The organism is Candidatus Binatia bacterium (assembly GCA_036382395.1).
GTDB lineage: Bacteria > Desulfobacterota > Binatia > HRBIN30 > HRBIN30 > JAGDMS01.
Map to the genome: position 1 here is coordinate 1 of DASVHW010000004.1, position 8,126 is coordinate 8,126.

Sequence of the window (8,126 nt, forward strand, 5' to 3'; positions counted from 1 at the left end):
ATCTGAAGGGGAAGCAGGTGGCCCGGGAGTACATTGCCGCGGCCATGAAGGATGGCAGCGCCTGGGTGGAATACTATTGGTACAAGCCCGGACATAATACGCCTGCCCGTAAGCTTGCCTACGTGCGGAAGGTCCAATCAGAACAGGATATTTATATCGTCGGGTCGGGCGTCTACATGGAATAGTAAGCCCTCAGCTGTCAGCGATCTGCCGGAAGAGCTCAACTTTACTACTACGAAGGAGAATGGGACATGAAAAGAATCTTGGTGGCAATGGTTTTGACTTTGTCGGCAACAATCGTTTTCGGTCAGCCAGTGGCCTCCGGTTTACGCCGCGAGGGACCCTTTAGCCCGCCACTCAGCGGCGCTCATCGATGATCGTCTCCGATACCGCTTGCCCTGAACTGCGACCGGCTTCCAGCCGCGATACGGCGCAAGGTCAGTGACCGGTGCCGGGATGCGGCAGATTACGCCGGCTACCAAGAGCCTTTGGTCCAATTCGTCTTCGGTCGATTGGGTTGGTGTCGGTGTTGGCCACGCCTCCAGCCGGCTGCGTAGTTCCTGTCTCTCAGCGGCAGTCAACGCGCGCACCTCCTCCAGCACCCGTTCGAGATTCTCACTCTGCATCAACTATTCTCCTACTCACGCATTGGTCGACAAACGGAAGGCTCGTGCTTCGATAGGCACGTCCTGAGCCCTATGGGTCCTTCGCACATAGGCGCTCCTTCTTTTCTCGTCGCAAGTGGTGCTTCTCCCAGCGCAGAAAACGTTCCCAGTCTGCTTGGATGTTGAACGTGTACCGCGCAGGCGCCATGCGGCGTGATCCCCGGTTCGACGTGCAGGCTCGTTCGATCATGTGGTCGCCTGCGATGTGGTGCCGCCGTATTTGAGAGGGAGCGCTGGGAATGGCCCTTGTTTCAGGCGCTGGCGCGCCGGAGCCCTGGCGACGCAACGAAGTTTCCGCCCACTGCCCGTCGAAGCACGTTTCCGCACCGACCTGCGACTCTTTAGGTTTAGGTCGAACCTTCGAGTGTCTGCAACGCCGCTTCATCCCACTCGATCACGAAGGCGTTGTTCGGCTCCTCGTATCCAGCCGGCAGCTCACCTCGTGCGTACCCGATCGCGCGGTAGGCGCGCAGACGCCTTTCAAACATGCGGACCAGCATCGGAACCTCACGGTCGACGTAGTCGAAGATGCGCACCTCCTTCTTACCCGGACTCATCCGGTGAAGCCTTCCAGCGTACTGCACCAGCGTGCCCTTCCACGACACGGGCAGGGCGAGGAACAGCGTGTCAAGTCGGGCGTCATCGAATCCCTCCCCAATGTATCTTCCGGTCGCGAGCACGAGCCGCTCCTGGTCAGACGGAATCGCGGCGAATTGCGCTGCCGCTGCGCGTCTCTGTTTCGCACCCATGCCACCCCGCAGAACCACGAGGTTCCGCGCCGCTGGGCGCAACTGCCCCGCAAAATATTCGAGATGGTCCCTCCGCTCCGTGAGCAAAATCGGTGACCGGCCCTCTTCGAGGGCGTTGAGAACATCGTTGACGATAAACCGGTTCCGCGGTTCGTTGATGGTCATCGCGCGATAAAGATCCTGAATCGCCGTATGTTGGCCCTCACCGGCGAATCGGAAAAGCGTTTCACGGACGATCAAACGGTGCTCGAACGGCCGCCGCACAGCTTGGTGCTTCGGATCGATTGCAAAGCGGACGGGTCCCAGCTGCATCTCGATAATCGGATGATGCCCGTCGCGCCGTTGGGGTGTGGCGGTCAGGCCGGTCACGTACTTGGCTTTGACATTGGACAGCACACGTTCAAACGAAACCGCCGGGACGTGGTGGCACTCATCTACGATCACGTGCCCGTACGTCGCGACGATGTCGTCCACTGCATCGCCGTGCACGAGGCTTTGCAGCATGGCCACGTCGAGTCGGCCGTTCGGTGTGCGCTTTCCACCGCCGATTCGACCAATGGCTTTGGCATCGATCCCGAGGAACAGCGAAAGCTGCGCCACCCACTGGTCGAGCAACGGTTGGCGATGCACGAGAATGAGCGTACTGCGTGCCCGTTGAGCCGCCAGGTACGTTCCGACGACTGTCTTTCCGACCCCGGGCGGGGCAACGAACACCCCGGCATCATGAGCGAGGAGCGCTCGTACGGCACCTTCCTGTACCGCTGTCAGTTGACCCTCGAACTGGACCTCCAGGGGAGTACCGATCACTTGCTGGTCATCAACAAGCAGATTGACGCCATATTCACGAAGAAGATCTTCGAGGGGCGACAGGCAACCGCGTGGAAGCGTGACGTGCTCGACGAGATCTTCGGCGCACGCGATCACGCGCGGGGTGAGCGCTGTGGACAGGCGCATGCTCTGCTTCTTGTAGAACTCCGGGTTCTGAAACGCGGCGAGCCGTTTGATCTGGTTGAGCAGTGCCGAGGGTAGACCGGATTTCTCGACGAAGATCCTCTGTGCGATCACGGACCGAACGGACTGTGGCAATGGTCCGAGAATGTCCCGATGTCGCAGCCTGCCGGACGGAAGGCGCATCCACGGGGTACGGCTGTCCTCATCGTCGCCAAGGTCGGCAGCACGCACTCCGACGACCAGTCCCTTCCTTGCGGCTTGAGCAGCGATGTCCTCCACCGTTGACGGCAAGATGCGCTCAAGCTCTCCGAGGTAGGCCCACTGGTCTGGGCACGGCTTGAATTGATCATCCAAGAAAACCGTGTTGCCCCGCTGCCGGGGGTCACGCTGGAGTGGCAGGGCGATGAGATTGCCAAACCCTCCCCGCGGCATCGTGTCCTGGTTGGGAAACAGCCGGTCGTAAGACTGCATGCTGAGCTGATGACGCCTCGCCATCGTTTCGGTGAGGAGGTAACAGCCCATCTTGCGAGCGGTGCTTGCGGCTATGGGCGCGGCGAAGAAGAACCATACGTGAGCGCCGTTGCCGGAACGGGATCGCTCCACTGCAGCAGGAATGCCGATGTTCCGGCAGGTGTCTACAAAGGCTGCCGTGTCGTCGACCCACTCCCGCTTGTCGAAATCGACGGCGAGCAACCAGCACATCTCGTCCTCGAGCAGCGGATAGACGCCGACCACGTGTCGACCCTGCAGATGATCGAGGATGAGTTGGTCCGTTACTGGCAGAAAGGCTTGATGTAAGCACTCGCCGCACTTCACGCGGGGTTTTTCGCACATGCCGCGCACCCACTCGTTCGCACACGCGGGCGCATATCCTTTCTTGCCAGTCCGCGAGTTCTCCCACAGCTGCGGGTAGACGTCGTCACGACCCCGGAACAGTGAACGGAACAGTCGGAGTTTGTCCCCAGGCGTTATCGAGGACGACGGACGGACAGAGAGATCGGCTTCATGTGCTGCTAGCGCTGGGGACTCGAACGCTGACAGCTCGCTCCGCAGATGCTGGAGCCGCAGTTGACCTTCTTTCCGCTCTCGTTCGAGCGCGACGAGCCGTGCCTCTTCCTCAGCTATTGCCGCTGCAAGCTCGTCAGGGCGGCCGGAGTACTGTTTACGACCCGGCGCCATCGGCATCACAGGGTTGCGAGGAATTGGGAGACGCTCACGACCCGAACCCCGCGGTCTTTCATCTGCTGGATGAGATCCAAATCACGCCGCGGTGATGTCGGTTTCGATATCCGCCGGAGCGTGGCGCTTGGTTCGTCGATGAATGAGGCGGAGCAGGTCCTCGAAATCCTTCCGCCATTCCTCTTTGGGATAGATCGAGAGAAGACAGACCTTCCGCTCGCGCATCCGTACCCGCTCAAGGGGCTTCAGTACCCCGTTCTCGTATACCGCCCGGATTACGCGTGGCATGGTCCCCTGGGTAGCACCTTTCGCAGCCCGGACCAAGGGATTTTGGCTGCCAGGTTCGATGAGATATCCTTGCACAGCACAACCAGGACAGAAAAATGGGTCGGCGGGCAATGTAACGCGGTGCGTAGCACCTTTGCCGGTTGGCTAAGTCATGCTAATCATGGACCTTATGAAGCCGGTGACTGTTCAAGTCGCCAAGACGCACCTCTCACGCCTGATCGAGCGTGCGTGCGCCGGCGGGTCTTCGGCGCCATGCGCGGGCGGGCTAAGGTGGATAGCCGCTTTTTCGAGCCGCTCCCGCCGGAAGAGCAGGCGGCCTGGGAAGGGTGAAGCGATGCGGGCGATCACCCAATAGAGCGCAGGGATCGAGGGTTATACTCCGAGCCCATCGCCCACGTGCCTGAGGAGCGCGGCGCCGTGCTCGATCAATCTCCCTGCGTGCTCCGCGTCTGCGAGCCCGACGCCCTCACCAGCTTGCCGCAGCCCGATAACCGCATCCACATGTTCGTTACGGAGGACGGTCCGGGCCAGCAGCTCTCCACGCAACAGAGCTTCCGGGACGCATGCGTCGTCGTCCGTTGGTACCAACGCGTGGCCGATCGCCGCCGCGCGCACCCCGATCTCCACCGCTTCCCGAGCGGGCGCGATCGCTTCGATCGCAAAACCACCGCCGCGCAAGAGTTCCGCCATCCCCAACTTGCGCCGGGCGGCATCCATCAACTCGCGGGCGCGCGCCCGGCGGCGCGCTTCGGCCGCGGGGGCGCGGTCGGGTAACAGCTCTGGCCGCAACGCCGGAACGAGGCCACGCCGAGCCAGGCGTTGCAATGTCTCCCACGTCGATGCGTCGATGACCTCAGCCTCGAGCGGCAGCGAACAGTGATGCGCAAATTGCGCCCACTCCGCCGTCAATCTCGCGCAAGCGTCATCGCCAGCGCCATCGACGATCACCAGTGCCGTTGCCGCAGCCGAATCGGACGATACAACGTGCACATCCACGAGGCGCGCCCCGAGTTCCTGCCCGAGTCGTGCCCGGAGCCGCTCTACCGGAGACGCGTGGTGAGCGGGCAGGCTTGCGGCCGGAGCCACCTGGGTCTCAACGATCTGCCGCAGGCGATCGAGGAACCCTTGTCGGGCGGCGGTTGGCATGCGCAGTGTGCCCAGCTCGCCCCGCCCGTCCAGCAGCCCGTCAGCGAGTTCCCGTTTGGCGGCCAGCGTGGCCAGCATCTGGTGCTCGATCGTGTTCTCACTGATGAGGTTGACCACGTGCACGCTACGCGTCTGGTGCTTTCTCCAGGCCCGCGCGATGCGCTGCTCGAGGCGCGCCGGGTTCCACGGCAGGTCGAGGTTGATGACGACGCTCGCCACTTGCAGGTTGAGACCCAATCCGCCGGAGTCGGTCGACAGGAAGAGGCGACAGGCGGGATCGGTCTTGAAACGCTGGATCTCCGCACGTCGCTTGCCCTGCGGCACCGACCCGGTATGCCACGCGAAGCCAAGGCCCATCTCGCGCGCCAGGTCACGCACGAGCTCCAGCATCCGCGCCCATTCAGAGAAGATGATCGCCTTGCACTCGCTGCGGACGTTGAGGTCTTCGAGCACCGCTTCGAGCTCGTGCAGCTTGGGACAGACCCGCGTTTGCGGCGAGAGAATGTACGGCGTGTCGCAGAGCATGCGCATGCAGGCGAGCCACTTCTGCAGCTTCTCTTGCTCCTGGCGCGTGAGCGGCCGGCGCTTGGCGGTCCCGAGCAGCCGGGCAACGCGGTCCTTGTACTCGTCGTACAGCTCGGTCTGCGCCGGGCTCATGGCAACGAAGTAGTTGTTGTCCACCCGTTGCGGCAGCTGCTCCTCGATCTGGTCCTTGCGCCGGCGCAGGAGCAGCGGCCGAATGCGGCGGCGCAGTTCATCCAGGTTACGGTAGCCGGTGGGCCGGCCACGGTCGTCGAGTTCGTAGAATTCGCGGTTGAAGCGAAACAACGGTCCAAAGATCTGCGGGTCGAGAAACTCGGCGATCGAGTAGATCTCGTCGATGCGGTTCTCGATGGGCGTGCCGCTGAGCAGAAAGGCGTAGCGGCTGTCCAAGCGTTTAAGCGTGCGCGCCGTCTTCGTATTCCAGTTTTTGATCCGCTGCGCCTCGTCGAGGATCACGATGTCGGGCCGTAGGCGCCGATTGATCTCGGCTATATCGCGGACGACTTGCTCGTAGTTGGCGATGGTGAAGAACGCGGGTGCGTCGTAGCAGGCGAGCCGGCTCGGTTTCGTTCCCTGGACGAGTCGCAACGGCAAGTCGGCGAATTTCGCGATCTGTTCCTCCCACTCCGTCTTCAACGAAACGGGACAGACGACCAGCACGCGCTCGATGCCGTGCAACTCCTTGAGCAGCGCACAGGCGGCGACCGCCTGCACGGTCTTTCCCAAACCCATCTCGTCCCCGAGCAACGCCCGTCCGCTGAACGCCAGGTGCAGCATGCCGTCTGTCTGGTACGGGTAGAGCGGAAGTTTGAGGAGGGCCAGGGATCGGCGCCCGGCACGCAGCTCATCCATGAGCGTTTGGCGCGCCACCTCTCGTGCGGCGCGGCGCGCCCGCTCGGAGGCCCAGTCTTTGACCTCCTGGCTGACGCGCACGTCCGTCGAGCCTGCGCTTTCGAGTGCACGCACCAGTGACGGCACCGCCTCGGCGGGATCACCGCGCAAGTCTCCGGCGTCGTCAAAGTAGCGTTGCAGGGTGGCGCGCGTGTCCGCTGGCAGACGGCCGTTCGCTGGCAACGCCACGGCCACTCCCGGCTCGCCTGTGCGGCGCAGGAAGACCTCGGCACGCCGCGACCGCTCGCCGGCGCCCGCCGCAGCTCGTTTGCGCCGGAGCCGAGAGAGCACGGCTTCCACGTGCTTGCACGTGCCCAGACCGTTCGTGCGAAAGTCGGGACACGAGCACGAGTTCTCCATGTCGACGAGCGAACGGATCTCGACCAAATATTCCAACCCGCTCGGCGAGCGCACGCAGAAGCTGGAGAACACAGGCTCAGCTGGATGCCGGTTCTCGACTGCGATGCCTTCCGCGGCTGCGCGCTCACGCCGGAGCGCAATCTCGTCGGCGTCCGTGGTGCGCCAGCCGACCGGCCGCGGCGCCAGCGCACGCTGCGCCCGACCCGAGGATCGCGATCGGTGACGAGATGGTTCGCTTACGGTCGTGTGCATAGAGATAGCCTTCCAATTTCAACAGTCAGCCATCAGCTTCTCGACTGAACCGCATCACCGAAGACTGATCGCTGCATGCCCTCAGTAGGACAGATTGCAGCCGTAGGCAAAGAGCGAAGCGAAAAAGACCGGAGCGGGGTGTGCGTCAAATTTGTGGGGAGAGTGGGAAAAATCTCGAAAAGCTCGCCCTCAGAGGCCCACCCGGGAGAAGCGCCGGCTTGGAAAGGCCCCCAATGCCTTGCTTTCCAGGTGGCACCGGGCTCTGTCCGGTGCGGCATCAGTTGTCCCGCTCATACAGCGGGTCCCAATCCTCTGATCTTCGGCACAGACCATTGTGGATTCATAAGGCTGATCCGCCGACCTGCCAACAGGCCAGATGACGGCGGGTGCGGAGCCCCGCTTCTCGCACCGGACAGAGCCCGGTGCCACCCGAACCTGTACCTTTGGCGGCAGGGTTCTGGTTGGTTGTCGCACCGCGCTTTGAGACGGCCGCTGGAAGGACGCGGCCTTCTCTGCGCGGACGGGTCTTGTATGCCTGAGGTGAGCAAAGGTACCCACAAATTTGTCGCACGCCCGAAGGGCTCGGCGGTAGCTGTCTCAACGATCAGCCCGAGAGGATGCTCTATGAAAAGGACATGAAAAGCTGAGCTGAATGCCGACGGCTGACCGCTGATCGCTCCTACTCGTACCGAAAATTCTTCGAGCGTGCATCCGCCAGCCACTGCGCCAGGGTCGGCGCCTGACGGTCTTTCTCGGAAATGATCGCCGCAATCTGTGGCCAGGCGATGCCGAGCGCCGGATCGTTCCACAGGATACCGCCCTCGCGTCCCGGCCCGTGTTCGCTGCTGCATTCGTAAAGGACGATCGAGTCATTCTCCAGTGCGACGGTGCCATGGGCGAAACCCGGTGGGACCCAGATGACCTTGTGGTTGCGCCCGGTCAGCTCAACCGCCAGGTGATCACCCAAGGTTGGCGAACCCTGGCGCACGTCGACGACGACATCGATGATGGACCCGTGGATGCAGCGCACCAGCTTTCCCATCGGCGGATCCCACTGGAAGTGCAGGCCGCGCACCACGCCGCGATGCGAATAGGTCTGGAT

General features: G+C 62.7%; 5 protein-coding genes. 1 reads left to right on the forward strand and 4 read right to left on the reverse strand.

What is annotated here, in order from left to right:
• The coding region (locus VF515_00295) for a cache domain-containing protein (GenBank protein HEX7406063.1) at window positions 1–185 on the forward strand (185 nt) is incomplete at its 5' end.
• A gap of 827 nt (window positions 186–1,012) precedes the next feature.
• On the opposite strand, the gene VF515_00300 is transcribed toward VF515_00295, so the two are convergent.
• The 4 genes from VF515_00300 to rfbC form a co-directional block, all read right to left on the reverse strand.
• Window positions 1,013–3,199, reverse strand: coding sequence for a DEAD/DEAH box helicase family protein (locus VF515_00300; GenBank protein HEX7406064.1), 2,187 nt, complete (start codon window positions 3,197–3,199; stop codon window positions 1,013–1,015).
• 426 nt (window positions 3,200–3,625) lie between these two features.
• Window positions 3,626–3,832 (reverse strand): antitoxin family protein, encoded by a 207-nt coding sequence (locus VF515_00305; protein ID HEX7406065.1) that lies wholly within the window; start codon window positions 3,830–3,832, stop codon window positions 3,626–3,628.
• Between the two features lie 372 nt (window positions 3,833–4,204).
• Complete coding sequence (locus VF515_00310; protein ID HEX7406066.1) at window positions 4,205–7,024, reverse strand: DEAD/DEAH box helicase; 2,820 nt, start codon at window positions 7,022–7,024, stop codon at window positions 4,205–4,207.
• 679 nt (window positions 7,025–7,703) lie between these two features.
• Window positions 7,704–8,126 (reverse strand): dTDP-4-dehydrorhamnose 3,5-epimerase (gene rfbC, locus VF515_00315; GenBank protein HEX7406067.1); only part of this gene is annotated, 423 nt, incomplete at its 5' end.

Coding starts and splice junctions, on each gene's coding strand:
- VF515_00305 (HEX7406065.1), bottom strand. CDS start 3,832: ATGCCACGCGTAATCCGGGCGGTATACGAGAACGGGGTACTGAAGCCC.
- VF515_00310 (HEX7406066.1), bottom strand. CDS start 7,024: ATGCACACGACCGTAAGCGAACCATCTCGTCACCGATCGCGATCCTCG.
- VF515_00300 (HEX7406064.1), bottom strand. CDS start 3,199: ATGTGCGAAAAACCCCGCGTGAAGTGCGGCGAGTGCTTACATCAAGCC.